We start from the raw sequence: 16256 nt of genomic DNA, 5'->3' as shown, positions 1-16256 counted from the left end.
GGCTGGCCGCATTATCCGTCGAACCGTGCCGGGCGCACGAGCCTGGTGCGTGATTGCGACGGAACGAGGCGGCTCGCAGATCTCAGCCGGCGGTGTCGTCGCCGCCGCCGGGCGCTTCGTCCATGCCGAGCTCCTGGATCTTCCGGCTGATGGTGTTGCGGCCGATGCCCAGCAATTGCGCTGCCTCGATGCGGCGGCCGCCGGTGGCGGCGAGCGCGCGCCGGATCAGGGTGCGTTCGAAGGTATGGGTGAGCTGTTCGAACACCGTCCCCGGTGCTGCTGCGATCAGGCGGTCGGCTTCGCTGGCGAGGCCGTCGATCCAGCTCGTCGGCGCTTCGCGCATCGGCTGGCTGCGAATTTCCGACGGCAGGTCGGCGACCTCGATCACCTGGGCGGGCGCCATCACCGTCAGCCAGTGGCACAGGTTTTCGAGCTGGCGCACGTTGCCGGGAAAGGGTTGTGCCTGCAGGTACTCGATCGCCGCGTCCGAGATGCTCTTGCGCTCGACGCCGAGTTCCTGCGCGCTCTTCTGCAGGAAGTGGCGCACCAGCAGCGGGATGTCCTCGCGCCGTTCGCGCAGCGGCGGCAGCCTCAGGCGGATGACGTTGAGGCGGTGGAAGAGATCTTCGCGGAACAGGTTCTGGCGCACCCGCTCCTCGAGATCCTGGTGGGTGGCGGCGATCACGCGGACGTTGGCGCGGATCGGCTGCTGGCCGCCGACGCGGTAGAAATGGCCATCGGACAGCACCCGCAGCAGGCGGGTCTGCAGCTCGGCCGGCATGTCGCCGATTTCGTCGAGGAACAGCGTGCCGCCGTCGGCCTGCTCGAAGCGGCCGCGGCGCTGGGCGGCGGCACCGGTGAAGGCGCCGCGCTCGTGGCCGAACAACTCGGATTCGAGCAGGTCGCGCGGTATCGCCGCGGTGTTGATCGCGATGAAGGGCGCGTCGCGGCGCGGGCTGTGGCGATGCAGCGCGCGTGCGACCAGTTCCTTGCCGCTGCCGGACTCGCCGTTGATCAGCACGGTGGCGTGCGAGTGCGCGAGCCTGCCGATGGCGCGGAACACCTCCTGCATGGCCGGCGCCTGGCCGAGGATCTCGGGTGCGAGCGAAGCTTCCTCGGTGCCGTTCTTCTCCGGCATGCCCTGTTCCAGTGCGCGCCGGACCAGCGTCACCGCCTGATCGACGTCGAAGGGCTTGGGCAGGTACTCGAAGGCACCGCCCTGGAAGGCCGACACCGCGCTGTCGAGGTCCGAGTATGCGGTCATGATGATGACCGGCAACTGGGCGTGGCGCTCCTTCACCTTTTGCAGCAGGTCAAGGCCGGATTCGCCCGGCATGCGGATGTCGGACAGCATCACCGCCGGCGGCTGACCGCTGCGGTCGAGCTCCTCCAGGGCCTCGCTGGCGGAACTGAAGCTGCGATGGGGGATGTCCTCGCGGCTCAAGGCCTTCTCGAGGACCCAGCGGATGGAGCGATCGTCGTCGATGATCCAGACTTTGTTCATTTTCTATGCACTATTCTGGTGCGCTGCCGGCGGCCAGCGCACGATCGGAAATCGGCAGCAGGATCGTGAAACAGGTGCGGCCCGGACGGCTGTCCACCTCGATCATGCCCTGATGTTGCTCGATGAAGCTCTGGGCCAGCGACAGGCCCAGGCCGCTGCCACCTTCCCGGCCCGACACCAGCGGATAGAAGATCTTGTCGTGGATCTCCGCCGGAATGCCCGGGCCGTTGTCGATCACTTGCAATTCCAATGCCAGTTTGTAGCGCCGCTTGGCCAGCGTGACCTGGCGGGCCACCCGGCTGCGCAGCAGGATCTCGCCTACGCCTTCGAGCGCCTGCGCCGCGTTGCGCACGATGTTCAGGATGGCCTGGATCAGCTGTTCGCGATCGGCGGTGAATTCGGGCAGGCTCAGGTCGTAGTCGCGGCGGATCTCGAGCGCGGGAAATTCGGCCAGGATCAGGCGGCGCACGCGTTCGAGCACGTCGTGGATGTTCAGCGGCGCCGGCCGCATCATCGAATGCGAGTTCAGCAAGCGGTTCATCAGGTCCTGCAGGCGGTCGGCCTCGGCGATGATGACCTCGGTGAATTCGCGCAACTGCGGGTCGTCCAGCTCATGCTGCAGCAGTTGCGCCGAGCCGCGGATGCCGCCCAGCGGGTTCTTGATCTCGTGCGCCAGGTTGCGGACCAGCTCGCGGTTGGCCTGCTGCTGCTGCAGCAACTGCTCCTCGCGGGCCACGCGCAGCTGGGCGTCGATCGGGCGGAATTCCAGCAGCAGGCGGACGCCGTTGGTCTCGACCGGGCTGACGGTGCAGTCGAGCCGGATCGGCTCGGCGCTGCCGCGCGAGATCGTCATGTCTTGGCCGGTATAGCTCCAGTTGGTGTGGAGGGCGCTTTCCAGCGCCGCGCAGAGTCCGGGCGGCGTGCCGAGCAGGCGGCTCAGCGGCTGCTCCAGCAGCTTGCGCCGGCTGATCGCGAACAGGTTCTCGGCGCCGGGGTTGATGTAGCGGATGATCAGCTTCTCGTCGATCAGCACGACGGCCGACGACAGCAGCTCGAGGCCGGCGAAGGGGCCGGTGACGATGGGGGGAGGATGCTTCGGCATGTGCGCGTCCTGTTTGTCTCCAGGGTGACACGCAAGATACGCGCCAGTGTGTGGGGACACGGGGCCCGGCCCCCGGGGATGGTGCGCAGCCGTGCCGGTGCGTCACCTCAGGCCGGAAATTTCCCGGCGCAGAGCTTCGATGTTGCGCTTGTGCAGTTCGACCTTGTCCTTGTAGGGCTGCAGGCGGTCGAGCACTTTCTGGTAATTGCGTTCGTCGCCGAGGCGGATCGCTTCCTGCTCGGCCAGCGCGGCTTCGGCAGCCGCCAGCGCGGACTCCTCGCGCTCCAGCTCGGATTCCAGAACCTGCCGGCGGCTGTCGTCGCGGGCGCGCTGGTCGTCGGGGCTGACCCTGGGGAAGTTCGCAGGCGAGGAGGAGGGCGCAGTGCCCGGCGCCGGACGGCGCACGGGCGCGGGCACGGTCGATACCGACTGGCCGGTATCGATCGCGGTACAGCCACGTGCCGCGCTGCGGTCATTGGTGTAGGTCACGCGGCCTTCGGCATCGATGCACTTGTAGACCTCTGCCTGGGCGGGAAGGGCCGCATGAAGCAGCAGGGTCAGCGGGAGGATTCGAAGCAGGCGCATGCTCGTGTTCATCGGTTCGCTGCGCCGGGCGGATCGGACCGGCGCCATCCGGATGGAATGGTGGCTGGATTAGACCCCATAAAAAAAGGACGGGCAATGCCCGTCCTTTCCTGTCTGCGCAGTAATCCTCGGATTACAGGCTGTAGTACATGTCGAATTCCACCGGATGGGTGGTGATGCGCATGCGGGTGACTTCTTCCATCTTCAGCTCGATGTAGGCATCGATGAAGTCGTTGGAGAACACGCCGCCGCGGGTCAGGAACTCGCGATCCTTGTCGAGGTACTCCAGCGCCTGGTCGAGGCTGGTGCACACGGTCGGGATCAGCGCGTCTTCTTCCGGCGGCAGGTCGTACAGGTTCTTGTCGGCCGGATCGCCCGGGTGGATCTTGTTCTGGATGCCGTCCAGGCCCGCCATCAGCAGCGCGGCGAAGCACAGGTAGGGGTTGGCCAGCGGATCCGGGAAGCGCGCCTCGATACGGCGGCCCTTCGGGTTGGCGACGTAGGGGATGCGGATCGAAGCCGAACGGTTGCGGGCCGAGTAGGCCAGCTTGGTCGGTGCTTCGTAGTGCGGCACCAGGCGCTTGTACGAGTTCGTGCCCGGGTTGGTGATCGCGTTCAGTGCGCGGGCGTGCTTGATGATGCCGCCGATGTAGTACAGCGCGGTTTCCGACAGGCCGGCGTAGCCGTTGCCGGCGAACAGGTTCTGGCCGTCCTTCCAGATCGACTGGTGCACGTGCATGCCGGAGCCGTTGTCGCCGACGATCGGCTTGGGCATGAAGGTCGCGGTCTTGCCGTACTGGTGGGCGACGTTATGCACGATGTACTTCAGCACCTGGGTCCAGTCGGCGCGCTTGGTCAGCGTGCTGAACCTGGTGCCGATTTCGCACTGGCCGGCGTTGGCGACTTCGTGGTGATGCACCTCGACCGGCACGCCGCAGGCTTCGAGCGCCAGCACCATGGCGGCGCGGATGTCGTTCAGGCTATCGACCGGCGGCACCGGGAAGTAGCCGCCCTTGACGCGCGGACGGTGGCCGGTGTTGCCGCCTTCGAACTTGTCGGCGGTGGACCAGGCGGCTTCTTCCGAGATGATCTTGCTATAGACGCCGGACATGTTGACCGACCATTCGACCGCGTCGAAGATGAAGAACTCGGGTTCGGGGCCGAAGAAGGCGGTGTCGCCGATGCCGGTGCTCTTCAGGTAGGCCTCGGCGCGCTTGGCGATCGAGCGCGGGTCGCGGTCGTAGCCCTTGCCGTCGGCCGGCTCGATGACGTCGCAGGTCACCACCAGCGTGGTTTCGTCGAAGAAGGGGTCGATGTAGGCGGATGCGGGTTCCGGCATCAGGATCATGTCCGAAGCCTGGATGCCCTTCCAGCCGGCCAGCGAGGAGCCGTCGAAGGGGTGGCCGGTTTCGAAGTGCTCTTCCTCGAAGGCGGAAACCGGCAGGCCGACGTGGTGTTCCTTGCCGCGGGTATCGGTGAAGCGCAGATCCACAAAGCGGACTTCGTTTTCCTGGATCATCTTCATGACGTCTTGGGCGTTCATGTTCACTCCTGATGAGATGAGGCTTTGGTTGCGTAGAGGTTTGGTTTGCTCACCGGCACTGAACCCGTGAGCGGGAATTCGTAATTCGAGTAAGCATCAAACGTGCCAGGCAGGGGTCCTGTCTGTGGCTCATTGTGCCACAAGGGCCGATGCGCAATGACGGTGCCAGCCTGCCGGGCCTATGCACCATTGTGGTGCTGTGTTGATGCCGTATGCACCATCATGGTGCGATCTGCTGGAAGAGGCGAATCGAGCGGTATTCGGCATGTGCTTCGAGCCAGTTTTCGATGTCCTGGCGAAGCGCTGCTTCCTGCCCCTCAGGCCCCCGGGCGGGGAGCAGCACGTCCACATCGATGCGCTGGCCCAGATAGTGGATCTGCACCCGCAGGGGAGCAGGCGCGTCACTGCCGAGTCCGCGGCGGAGCAAGCCGTCGATCGAGGCGGCGACGTCCTTGCGTGCGGGCAACGGTACGGCTGGCATGGTTCGCAAGCCGCCATCGTCCTCGGGGTCGATATGCACCAGCATGTCCTGTATTTCGGGGTGGGCTTCACGCACGCGGCGGTAAACCTCGTCCGATACCCGATGGCCTTCGGAGACCGTCAGCCGCGGCTCGACCTGGACGTGGGCGTCGCACAGTACCCGGCCGGCCATGCGCCGCGTGCGCAGATCGTGAAGACCGACGACGCCCGGTGTCGTCCCGATGGTTTCACGGATACGGGCAAGCTCCCCTTCCGACAGACCGGTATCGATCAGCTCGCGCACCGCCTGCCAGCCCAGGCGCACTCCCATGCCAGCGATCAGGAAGCCCACCAGCGCGGCCGCCAGCGGCTCGAGGAAGGGGTGGCCAGCCAGGCTGCCGCCGATGCCGATCGCCACGACCAGCGACGAAGCCGCGTCCGAGCGTGCGTGCCAGGCGCTGGCCTCCAGCAGCGGCGCCTTCAGCCGCCGCGAGGCGGCCAGCGTGTAGCGGAACAGGCCTTCCTTGGCGGCCAGGGTCATCAAGGCCATCGCGAGGGCGGCCGGATGCAGTTCCGGCAAGGCGTCCATGTGCTGCAGGCGCAGTCCCGAGCTCCACAGGAAACCGATGCCGACCGCCGCGAGCACGGCACCGAGCAGCATCGTCGTGATGGTCTCGATGCGGCCGTGGCCGTAAGGATGGTTGGCGTCGGCTGGGTCTGCGCCGTGGCGGCCGGCGACCAGCACCAGCACGTCGGTGACGAGATCAGCCAGCGTGTGCGCCGCATCCGCCACCAGGCTGAAGGCATTGGCGAACAGGCCGACGGCGATCTGCGCCAGCGACAGCAGTGCGTTGGTGGCGATCGCGACCAGGGCGGTGCGCTGGATGCCACGGTTGCGCAGGGCCCCGCTGCCGTCTGGCGGCAATGGGCGGGCGTCGGACAGGGGCGGAGGTGCGTGGTTCATGGGGGGCTTGGGAAGGGACGCGCTATACTTCGCGCGATACACGATTCTAGACGGATGCTTGCATGGGAACCCTGTCCGATCTGCTGGCGTTGGCCCGGCAGCGCGCTGCCAACCTCGATCTGCCCTATCAGGGCGCGCTGACCCCCGCCGAGGCCTGGCAAGTGCTGCAGCTGGCGCCCGGCGCCAAGCTGGTCGATGTGCGTACTCGCGCCGAACATGAATGGGTCGGGCGTGTGCCCGGCGCGGTCGAGATCGAGTGGCTGTCCTGGCCCGGCATGCAGCGCAATGCCAATTTCGTCAATCAGCTCAAGCATCAGGTCGATGCCGAGGCGCTGGTGATGTTCCTGTGCCGTTCCGGCGGCCGCTCCGACGGTGCTGCCCGCGCGGCGGTCGAGGGCGGCTACAGCAACTGCTACAACGTGCTCGAAGGCTTCGAGGGCGACAAGGACGCCAACGGCCAGCGCAACCGAATCGGCGGCTGGCGCCATGCCGGCCTGCCCTGGCACCAGGGCTGAGCTTTTCCTTACAATCCGGGCGCCTGCCGCCGGAACCCCTCCGGCTGCGGGCGCTCCGAGTCACGGCGGCCGACTGGCCCGCACCCCTCCAAACAGGAACCGGACCCGCATCATGCAAGTAGCCACCATCAGCTTCGACCGCTTCAACGCGCTCGCCGACGACGAGGCGCAGGAGCGCATCCGTGCCGCCCGCGCCCGTCTCGGCGATCGCGCGGTGCTGCTGTGCCACCACTACCAGCGTGCCGACGTTTACCAGCACGCCGATCTCACCGGCGACTCGCTCAAGCTCGCCCGCCTGGCCTCGCAGACCGATGCCGAGTACATCGTCTTCTGCGGCGTGCATTTCATGGCCGAGGTCGCTGACATCCTGTCCAGGCCCAGCCAGATCGCCATCCTGCCCGACCTTGCCGCCGGCTGTTCGATGGCGGACATGGCCAACCTGGCCAAGGTCGAGCGCTGCTGGCGCGAACTGGCCGAAGTGCTGGACAAGCCCGACGAACTGATCACGCCGGTCACCTACATCAACTCCGCAGCCGACCTGAAGGCCTTCTGCGGCGAGCATGGCGGCATCGTCTGCACCTCGACCAACGCGCCAACCATCCTCGACTGGGCCTTCACCAAGCGCGAGAAAGTGCTGTTCTTCCCCGATCAGCACCTCGGCCGCTGGACCGGCTTCAAGAAAGGCATCGCGCTCGACGAAATGGTGGTGTGGGACCCCGACCTCGAATACGGCGGCCTCACCCCCGAGCAGATCCGCAAGGCCAAGATCCTGCTGTGGAAGGGCCACTGCTCGGTGCACCAGATGTTCCAGCCGGTCCATATCGACCGCTGGCGCGAGAAGAACCCGGGCGGCCTGGTGATCTCGCACCCCGAAAGCAGTCTGGACGTATGCCGCAAGTCCGACTACGTCGGCTCCACCGAATACATCATCAACACCATCACCGCCGCGCCCGCAGGCACGCGCTGGCTGGTGGGCACCGAACTGAACCTCGTCAGCCGGCTGGCCGAAGAGATGAAGCCGCAGGGCAAGCACATCCAGTTCATGGCGCCGACGGTTTGCATGTGTTCGACCATGCAGCGAATCGATCCGCAGCACCTGGCCTGGACGCTGGAAAACCTCGCCGACGGCAAGGTGGTCAACCAGATCAAGGTGCCGGAGCACGAAGCCGAACTGGCCCGCATCGCGCTCGACCGGATGCTGGCCGTGTCCTGAGTACTGGTCTGTACGTATGAAAAGGGCGGCTTCCCTCACGGGAGCCGCCCTTTTTGCATGCGCCTTTAAGAGATATGTCGATGAAACTGAGAAGTAGCGACACGTTTTAGTGATATGTCGCTGCTGGCGACATGTCCTCATAACGTGTCGATGTTTTTTGAAAATATCGACACGTTTTATTGACCTGTCGCTGGCCAGGACATAATCTGACGCTTCGATTGCCTCTCTTCTATACCGAAATGTCCACTGCCGCCTGGAACCCAGCGACGCCTCACAATGCCTTACCGTGCCTGCCGCCAGCCTGTGATCTGGAGAGCAAGGCTGTGCTCAAGCGTTGCATCCGAGCCCGTGCAGCACTGGCCGAACTCAAGCAGGCTGCCGAGCTGATCCCGAACCAGAGCATGTTGATCAACACCATCCCCTTGCTCGAGGCCAAGGACAGCTCGGAAATCGAGAATATCGTCACCACCACCGACAAACTCTTCCAGCACGCTCAGAGCGACACGCATGCTGATCCTGCGACCAAGGAGGCTCTGCGCTATCGATCAGCCCTGCGGCGTGGCTATCTGTCGCTGACCGACAAGCCTCTGTGTACTGCTACGGCCGTCGAAGTATGCAGCACACTGAAAGGCGTCGCGATGGACATCCGGCGTACTCCCGGCACGCAACTCATCAATGACCGCAGCGGCGAAGTCATCTATACACCTCCAGACGGTGAAAATCGCCTGCGGGATATGCTCGCCGATTGGGAGCGTTTCCTGCACGGCGCGACCGACCTCGACCCGTTGATTCGCATGGCGGTCGGTCATTATCAGTTCGAAGCCATCCATCCGTTCACCGATGGCAATGGACGTACCGGGCGTGTCATCAATATCCTTTGGCTGATCCAGGAAGAACTGCTCAATCTGCCCATCCTTTACCTGTCCCGTTACCTGATTGCGCACAAGGCCGACTACTATCGTCTGCTGCTTGCTGTCACCACGGAAGCTGCCTGGGAGGAATGGACGCTGTTCATGCTCGACGCCATTGCGGACACCGCAGCCTGGACGACCGCCAAGATCGCCGCCATCCGGGCCCTGTCCGAGCACACCGCCGAATTCGTCCGTGTCCGCCAGCCGAAAATTTACAGTCGCGATCTGATCGATGTCATCTTCGAGCAGCCGTATTGCCGCATTGGTGACCTGATCGACAAGGACATTGCCCAGCGCCAGGCAGCCTCGCGCTATCTGAAAGACCTTGTTGGCATCGGAGTCCTGCGCGAGATCACCGTCGGCCGTGAAAAGCTCTTCCTGCATCCCAAGCTGCTGCAGTTGCTGAGCCGCGACGGCAATGATTTTGCTCCCTATGCCTGATGGCCGTTTAGCCACGGAATGGACCGGTGGTCGGATGCTGGAGACATGCGCGGGGCCGTGAAAGATACAATCAGCCGGATATGTACGAACAGGTTCGTTCAGATGGCTGCGATCGAAACATGGCTACTTTGATTCCTTCCTTGGGTGCGGCACGGTTTGACGCCAGAGGCGAATTACGCCTGGCGGAAAGGTTGAAGGATTTTCTGGAGGACAACGCTTGGGTCTGGCACAACCTGTCCGTCGGGCCATTCGGCAAACATCCGGATTTCGTCGTGCTTCATCCCCAGCAGGGTATTGTGGTGCTGGAAGTGAAGGACTGGCGGCTGGAAACGATCGTCAAAGCCAGTAGGCAAGGCGTCGAGTTGCTGACGGATCAGGGGGTCGTCGGCAAGGAGAATCCGTTTGAGCAAGTGCGTGGCTACATGTTCAATGTGGTCAATACCCTAAAGCAGGAAAAGATCCTGTTAATCGAAGAGGGGCGCTTCAAGGGGCAACTCGTCCTGCCCTTCGGGCATGGCTTGGTGTTTACAAACATTACGCGCAGGCAGTTCGACGGTACCGATCTGTGCGAAGTGTTCCCGCCGAATCGCTGCATCTTTCGTGACGAGATGACCGAAAGCGTGGAGCCGGAAGATTTTCGGAACCGTATCTGGAGGATGGTATCGCCCCGACTGGGGCCAAGCCTGGCCTTGCCCCAGCTCGATAGAGTGCGGGCATGCCTGTTTCCTGAGGTGCGGGTCAGGCAGATTGCCTTGCCGCTCGACGTTCCTGAAAGCGAATCGCAGTCGCCGGCAGACGACCGCATGCTGGCGGTGATGGACATGCAGCAGGAGCTGATTGCCCGTAGCCTGGGTGGTGGGCATCGCATCATCCGCGGCGTGGCTGGTTCGGGGAAAACGCTGATCCTTGCTTTCCGCGCCGAACATCTGGCGCTGGCGGCGGCGCGGCCTGTACTCGTGCTGTGTTATGCGAACGCGATTGCAGGCCGGTTGGAAAACGCCATGCAGGATCGTGGCGTGGAAGACCGGGTCATCGTATCCACCTTTCATGCCTGGTGCGGGCGGATGTTGCAACACGGCGATCTCGAATCGCCGTCCAGAAAGGACTATGCGTTGACAGGCGAATTTCTTGCCGCACGCGTCCAAGCGGTCATCGATGCGGTGGACAAAGGCCTGATCGCCGGCGGGCAGTATGACGCAATCCTGATCGACGAAGCGCACGACTTCGAACCGCAGTGGCTTGAGCTCGCAGCCAGGATGGTGAACCCGGACACCAAGTCGTTGATGATCGTCTACGATGATGCCCAGGCCATTTACAAGGGCCGCTCGAGGCCGGTCTGGAAGCAACTCGGCATCGAGGCATCGGGCCGTACCACGGTGCTCAAGGTCAATTACCGCAACACCGCGCAGATATTGCGCTTCGCGCGCAAGGTAGCTGCCGATGTGCTGGGTGCGCCAGGCGTTTGCGCGGACGATGAAGACGCCATTCTTTTGCCTGAGGATGCTGGCCGGCAGGGGCTGGAGCCTGAAGTGCGCAAATGCGTGGATTACGCCGCCGAAGCCCATGCCATTGCCGAATGGTTTTTGGCCCGCCATGCGGCAGGCTATCAATGGGGGCACATGGCGGTGTTGTACCCTGAACATAAAGTCGGGGATCAGTTCGAAAAGACGTTTGCCCGATACGCCATTCCGATCGATGTGGTGAAGAAAAACAAGGACAAGAACCGGGTTCGCGCTGACCGCGATGCCGTCCGGTTCATCACCATGCATTCGTCGAAGGGGTTGGAATTTCCATGCGTCGCAGTCGGCGGTCTGGGGGCGCTGTCCTTGGATTCCGTCGAGGACGAAGTCCGGTTGACCTACGTTGCCATAACGCGCGCAACACACGAGGCCTTTCTGACCTATTCTCGACAGTCGCCGGTGGTCGAACGCCTGTTGGCCTAGCCGGCTCCCGTCTTATTTTTTTTCGAGTGATGTTGGAGCGCTGTCCGCCTCAGCCCTTCGGCCATAGAATCATCTGCGTGCAGCGGAACAGCGCGATGGTACGGCCGCTGGCTTCGTCGCTGACGGTCGCGTCCCACACCTGGGTGTTGCGGCCGAGGTGCTGGGCGGTGGCGACGCAGCGGATTGCGCCCTCGCGCACCGTGCCCAGGTGATTGCTCTTCAGCTCGATGGTGGTGAAGGATTCCGCGCCCGCCGGCAGGTGGGCGACGGTGGCGTAGCCGCAACTGGTGTCGGCCAGCGCCACGACGCTGGCGGCGTGCAGGAACTCGTTGGGAGCGATGTGCAGCTTCTTCACCGGCATGCGGCTGCTCAGGCTTCCCTGGGCGACGCTCAGGATTTCGATGCCGAGGTAGCCGGGCAGGTATTCGCCGCCGCGTTCGTTCAGCAGTGCGACGTTGATATCGGTGCGCAGGACGCTCATGACTGTGTTTCCTTCGTGGTGGGGTGTTCGAAGTGGGCCGCTGTCGCGGCATGGTGTGCTGGCGTGCCTTTGGCTCAGGCCGCTTGCGGTGTGCGCTCGACCGGCGCTTCGCGGATCGGCAGGTTCAGCACCGCGGCGAGCGCGGCGAGGGCGATATCGGCGTACCACATCCAGCTGTAATCGCCCGCCAGCGTGATGCTGATGCCGCCCAGCCAGGCGCCGAGGAAGCCGCCGATCTGGTGCGACAGCAGGGTCAGGCCGAACAGCGTGCCCAGGTAGCGGATACCGAACAGCTTGCTGACCAGCGTGGCGGTGGGCGGCACGGTTGCCAGCCAGGTGAAGCCCAGCCCGGCGGCGAACAGATAGAAGGTCCATTCCGTCTTCGGCAGCACCAGGTACAGCGCCACCAGCACGGCGCGCGAGCCGTACATCAGCGCCAGCACGTTGCGGCTGCGGTAGCGTGCCACGCAGGAGCCGGCGTACAGGCTGCCGAAGATGTTGGTCAGGCCGATGATCGCCAGCGACCAGCTTGCCACCGAAGGCGGCAGGCCGCACAGGTCCACTTCGCCCGGCAGGTGGGTGACGAGGAAGGCGATGTGGAAGCCGCAGGTGAAGAAGCCCGCATGCAGCAGCAGGTAGCTGCGATCGCCCATCGCCCCGCGCACGGCGCGGCGCAGGCCGCCTTTTTCCTCTGCCGGCCGCGTCGTGGCGTGGCCGTTTCCGGCCACCTTGCCGACCAGCGGCAGCGCGGCGAGCGTCATCACCGCCAGCGACCATAGCGCGCCCATCCAGCCAAACAGCTGGATCAGCTTCTGCAGCAGGGGTGCGAACACGAACTGGCCGAAGGAGCCGCCGGCATTGATCACGCCCGAGGCTGTGCCGCGCGCTTCCGCCGGCAGGCGCTGGGCGGCGGCGCCGATCAGCACCGAGAAGCTGCCGGCGCCGGAGCCGATCGCCGACAGCAGGCCGAGCGACACCACCAGGCCGAAAGTGGAATCCATGAAGGGCGTGATCGCGCTGCCCAGCGCCATCACCAGGATGCCGGCGATCAGCACTGCCCGCGGCCCCCAGCGGTCGGCAGCGGCGCCGGCGAGAGGCTGGATCGCGCCCCAGGTGAACTGGCCGACGGCCAGCGCCAGGCTGATCGAGGCGATGCCCAGCCCGGTGGCGCTGTTGAGCGGGCTGACGAACAGGCCGAGCGACTGGCGCCCGCCCATCGTGATGGCGAGGATGCCGGCGGCGGCGAGAGTGATGGCGAGTACGCCGGGCTGGCGCAGGGAGTGGAACATTCGGAGCGGTTTGGAGAAGAGTGGAATGGAGCAGTTCGGCGGAGCGGAGAGCCAAGGCGCCGGCACGGCGGAAGATGGCGTGAGGATAGGTTCCGCATCGTATACAGAAAAGCCCGTGAATCGATGCAGTGCGTCAATGATTCGTTGACGATGCGGGGGCCGAGGGAGCAGCATCTCCACCTGCTCTGCCGGCTTCCCGGCTTCTCTTCGCAAGCGGCCCTGGCCGCCAGAGCAGCAGCTGGAGACGGCAGCAAGGCTGCTTTCGCGGCTTGGCGCCCCGCAGGATAGTCACCCGCGCCACAGGAGGACGAGACTTGAATCCGGATGATCGGCGCAGCATGGAGCTGCGATGAACTGGCTGCCAGCCTGGGATTGCTTCGTCCGCGTCGCCGAAGGCGGCAGCATGGCGGCGGCCGCACGCGAACTGGGCTGTACCCGCGCGCAGGTCAGCAAGCAGATGGCCGAGCTGGAGCGCCGCCTCGGCGCACGCCTGTTCGAGCGCTCCAGCCGCCGGCTGGCGCTGACGCCCGCCGGCGAAGTGTTCCGCCAGCATGCGCTGCGCGCACTGGAGGCGGTGGATGACACCGAGCTCGCGGTGCGCAACCTCGGCGACCGCCCCTGCGGCACGCTGCGGGTGAGCGCCACCGTCGCCTTCGGCCGCCATTGCGTGGCGCCGCTGCTGCCGGAGGTCGCCGCAGCTCATCCGGAGCTGGAAATCGAGCTGATCCTCACCGACCGCGTCGTCGACCTGGTCGGCGACAACATCGATCTCGCGCTGCGCATGACGCGCCTGCCGCCTGACGATGCGGTGGCGCGCCGGATCGTCAGCCTGCGCCGGGTCGTATGCGCCGCACCCGACTATCTCGCCCGCCACGGCCGTCCGCGGCAGCCGCTGGATCTGCTGCAGCACCAGTGCCTGAGCTACGTGCTCGGTGACAACAAGCGCTGGGTGCTGATCGACGGCCAGGGGGTCGAGACCGTGGTGCCGGTGCGCAGCCGCATCCATTTCAACAACATCGACTGCATCTTCGATGCGGTCCGCGCGGGCCATGGCATCGCCATCCTGCCGACCTACCTGTGCCATCGGGAACTGGCTGCCGGCAATTTGCAGACAGTGCTGGACGGTCACGAGCCGGACATCGTGTTCGGCCGCGAGCTGTATGCCTGCTACACCCCGAGCCGCGTGCGCCTGCCCAAGCTGCGCGTCTTTCTCGATGCCTTGCTGGGGCATTTTCAGCCGGTGCCGCCGTGGGAACGTTTATGAGCGCCGCCGGCGGGTATGCTTTTTGTTGCCGCGAACGCTTTAATTTCCGTGTGCGGGCCGCATATGATGCTTCTCGACCGCATCCTGACCGGGGTCTTTTCCGCTCATGAACCTGCGCATCTGCACCTACAACATCCACAAGGGCTTTTCGCAGTTCAACCGCCGCATGGTGGTGCACGAGCTGCGCGAGCGCCTGCGCACGCTGGATTCCGATCTCGTCTTCCTGCAGGAAGTGCAGGGCTTGCACCTGCGCCATCCCGAACGCCATCCCAACTGGCCGGCGCTGCCGCAGCATGAGTTCCTCGCCGAGGAGAACTGGCATCAGACCGCCTACGGCGGTAACGCGGTGTATGACCACGGCCATCATGGCAACGCCATCCTCAGCCGCCATGCCATCCTGAGCCAATCCAACCACGACGTTTCCGACCATCGTTTCGAGCGCCGCGGCCTGCTGCACGTCGAGGTGCAGGTGCCGGGCTTCGGTACGCCGGTGCATTGCGTCTGCGTGCACCTGGGGCTGACGGGCGGCGGCAGGCGACGGCAGATGGAAACCCTGGCCGAGCGCATGGAGCAGCTTGTGCCCGACGGTGTGCCGCTGATCATCGCCGGCGACTTCAACGACTGGCGCAACCATGCCGACCGCCTGCTGGCCGACCGGCTCGGCCTGGTCGAAGCCTTCGGCAGCGGCCGCGGACGGCCGGCGCGCAGCTTCCCGAGCGCGCTGCCCTTCTTCCGTCTCGATCGCATCTATGTGCGGGGCTTCCGCGTCAGGCGCGCCGAGGTGCACTTCGGCGCACCCTGGGCGCAGATATCCGACCACGCGGCGCTGACGGCCGAGCTGGAGCCGCTGGCTTGATCTCCTTCCTGCCCGGCAACGCGGTGCGTCTGCTGGAAAACGGCGAGCAGTACTTTCCCGCGCTGCGGGATGCGATCGACCGCGCCAGGCACGAGATCTTCCTGCAGGGCTACATTTTCGAGCCGGACGAGACCGGGCGCAGCATCGCCGCCGCGCTCGAACGCGCCGCTGCGCGCGGCGTGGCGGTCAGGCTGATGGTCGACGGCTTCGGCGGCCGCAGCTTCGTCGCCCAGCTGATGCCGCGGCTGCTCGAGAATGGCGTCAAAGTCCTGATCTACCGTCCCGAACTGCGCGTGCTGTCGCTGCGCCGCCACCGCCTGCGCCGCCTGCACCGCAAGGTGGTGGTGGTGGATGGGCGCGAGGCCTTCGTCGGCGGCATCAACATCATCGACGACACCCATGCCGATGGACCGGCATACCCACGCTACGACTACGCCGTGCATGTGCGGGGGCCGATCATGGCACCGATCCTCGCCTCGGCGCAACGCCTGTGGCGCCTGCTGTCATGGGCCAGTTTCCGCCGCCGCTCGCATCAGCCGCTGGGGGCGCCGGCGCAGACCGAGGCCGCGGGCGACATCCGTGCCGCCTTCCTCGTACGCGACAACCTGCGCTTTCGCCATGCGATCGAGAATGCCTATCTGGACGCGATCGACGGTGCCCGGCACGAGGTCGTCATTGCCAATGCCTACTTCTTCCCCGGCCGCCGCTTCCGCCAGGCGCTGGTCGATGCCGCCGGGCGCGGCGTGAAAATCACCCTGTTGCTGCAGGGGGTGGCCGACCATCCGCTGCAGCGCCACGCAACGCGTGCGCTCTACCCGTATTTCATGCGGCATGGCATCCGGCTGTTCGAATACCACCGCAGCGAACTGCACGCCAAGGTGGCGGTGGTGGATGGCCATTGGGCGACGGTGGGTTCGAGCAACATCGACGCTTTCAGCCTGCTGCTGGCGCGCGAGGCCAACGTCGTCGTCGAGGACGATGGCTTCGCCGCCGGGCTGCATGACAGTCTGACGCGCGCAATGGAGGACGGCGCAGTGGAGCTGAGTCCGTCGGACTGGCGCCGGCTGTCGCTGCTGCAGCGTGCCCTGACCTGGGCTTCGTATCAGATCGTCCGTTTGGCGATCGGGCTGGCGGGCTACGGGGGCAAGCACTGAGGCTGCTGCGTGCGGGATTGCTGCCTGTACGG

14 protein-coding genes are annotated in these 16256 nt (G+C 65.2%); 7 read left to right on the top strand and 7 right to left on the bottom strand.

Features of this window, described 5'->3' with window-relative positions:
* Window positions 1-82: 82 nt before the first annotated feature.
* From ntrC to QM748_RS13120, 5 genes are all read right to left on the bottom strand, one after another.
* Window positions 83-1504, bottom strand: coding sequence for a nitrogen regulation protein NR(I) (gene ntrC, locus QM748_RS13140; protein ID WP_415247381.1), 1422 nt, complete (start codon window positions 1502-1504; stop codon window positions 83-85).
* Between the two features lie 10 nt (window positions 1505-1514).
* Window positions 1515-2606: a nitrogen regulation protein NR(II) gene (glnL, locus tag QM748_RS13135; protein WP_415247380.1), complete on the bottom strand. Its 1092-nt coding sequence runs from the start codon at window positions 2604-2606 to the stop codon at window positions 1515-1517.
* Window positions 2607-2708: 102 nt separating this feature from the next.
* A complete protein-coding gene (locus tag QM748_RS13130) occupies window positions 2709-3191 on the bottom strand; it encodes a DUF4124 domain-containing protein (RefSeq protein WP_415247379.1) in 483 nt (160 codons plus the stop codon).
* Window positions 3192-3324: 133 nt separating this feature from the next.
* Window positions 3325-4734 carry a type I glutamate--ammonia ligase gene (gene glnA / locus QM748_RS13125; protein ID WP_415247378.1) on the bottom strand — a complete coding sequence of 470 codons (1410 nt, stop codon included), beginning with the start codon at window positions 4732-4734 and terminating at the stop codon, window positions 3325-3327.
* A gap of 220 nt (window positions 4735-4954) precedes the next feature.
* Complete coding sequence (locus QM748_RS13120) at window positions 4955-6157, bottom strand: cation diffusion facilitator family transporter (RefSeq protein ID WP_415247377.1); 1203 nt, start codon at window positions 6155-6157, stop codon at window positions 4955-4957.
* A 62-nt stretch (window positions 6158-6219) separates the two neighbouring features.
* Between QM748_RS13120 and QM748_RS13115 the strand changes: the two genes are divergently transcribed.
* The 4 genes from QM748_RS13115 to QM748_RS13100 all read left to right on the top strand — a co-directional run bounded on the left by QM748_RS13115 (window position 6220) and on the right by QM748_RS13100 (window position 11180).
* A complete protein-coding gene (locus QM748_RS13115; RefSeq protein ID WP_415247376.1) occupies window positions 6220-6672 on the top strand; it encodes a rhodanese-like domain-containing protein in 453 nt (150 codons plus the stop codon).
* A 112-nt stretch (window positions 6673-6784) separates the two neighbouring features.
* The gene (gene nadA, locus QM748_RS13110; protein ID WP_415247375.1) at window positions 6785-7885 is read left to right on the top strand and encodes a quinolinate synthase NadA; all 1101 of its coding nucleotides are present in this window, start codon (window positions 6785-6787) and stop codon (window positions 7883-7885) included.
* Between the two features lie 239 nt (window positions 7886-8124).
* Window positions 8125-9237, top strand: a complete 1113-nt coding sequence (gene fic, locus QM748_RS13105) for a protein adenylyltransferase Fic (protein ID WP_415247374.1) — start codon at window positions 8125-8127, stop codon at window positions 9235-9237.
* An 80-nt stretch (window positions 9238-9317) separates the two neighbouring features.
* Entirely contained in the window at window positions 9318-11180 is a 1863-nt protein-coding gene (locus tag QM748_RS13100) for a DEAD/DEAH box helicase (RefSeq protein ID WP_415247373.1), read from the top strand.
* A gap of 49 nt (window positions 11181-11229) precedes the next feature.
* On the opposite strand, the gene QM748_RS13095 is transcribed toward QM748_RS13100, so the two are convergent.
* Complete coding sequence (locus QM748_RS13095; RefSeq protein ID WP_415247372.1) at window positions 11230-11661, bottom strand: PaaI family thioesterase; 432 nt, start codon at window positions 11659-11661, stop codon at window positions 11230-11232.
* A gap of 74 nt (window positions 11662-11735) precedes the next feature.
* Entirely contained in the window at window positions 11736-12950 is a 1215-nt protein-coding gene (locus tag QM748_RS13090) for an MFS transporter (protein WP_415247371.1), read from the bottom strand.
* A 349-nt stretch (window positions 12951-13299) separates the two neighbouring features.
* Between QM748_RS13090 and QM748_RS13085 the strand changes: the two genes are divergently transcribed.
* From QM748_RS13085 to clsB, 3 genes are all read left to right on the top strand, one after another.
* Window positions 13300-14214, top strand: coding sequence for a LysR family transcriptional regulator (locus tag QM748_RS13085; protein WP_415247370.1), 915 nt, complete (start codon window positions 13300-13302; stop codon window positions 14212-14214).
* A 106-nt stretch (window positions 14215-14320) separates the two neighbouring features.
* Window positions 14321-15070, top strand: coding sequence for an endonuclease/exonuclease/phosphatase family protein (locus tag QM748_RS13080; RefSeq protein ID WP_415247369.1), 750 nt, complete (start codon window positions 14321-14323; stop codon window positions 15068-15070).
* Complete coding sequence (gene clsB, locus QM748_RS13075) at window positions 15070-16224, top strand: cardiolipin synthase ClsB (protein WP_415248069.1); 1155 nt, start codon at window positions 15070-15072, stop codon at window positions 16222-16224. The genes QM748_RS13080 and clsB overlap by 1 nt, the downstream gene beginning before the upstream one ends.
* Window positions 16225-16256 lie beyond the last annotated feature (32 nt).

The sequence above is a fragment of the Thauera sp. genome (genome assembly GCF_047601425.1).
GTDB lineage: Bacteria > Pseudomonadota > Gammaproteobacteria > Burkholderiales > Rhodocyclaceae > Thauera.
The sequence above is the reverse complement of the archived record's forward strand: the minus strand, read 5'-3'. Positions and strand labels throughout refer to the sequence as shown.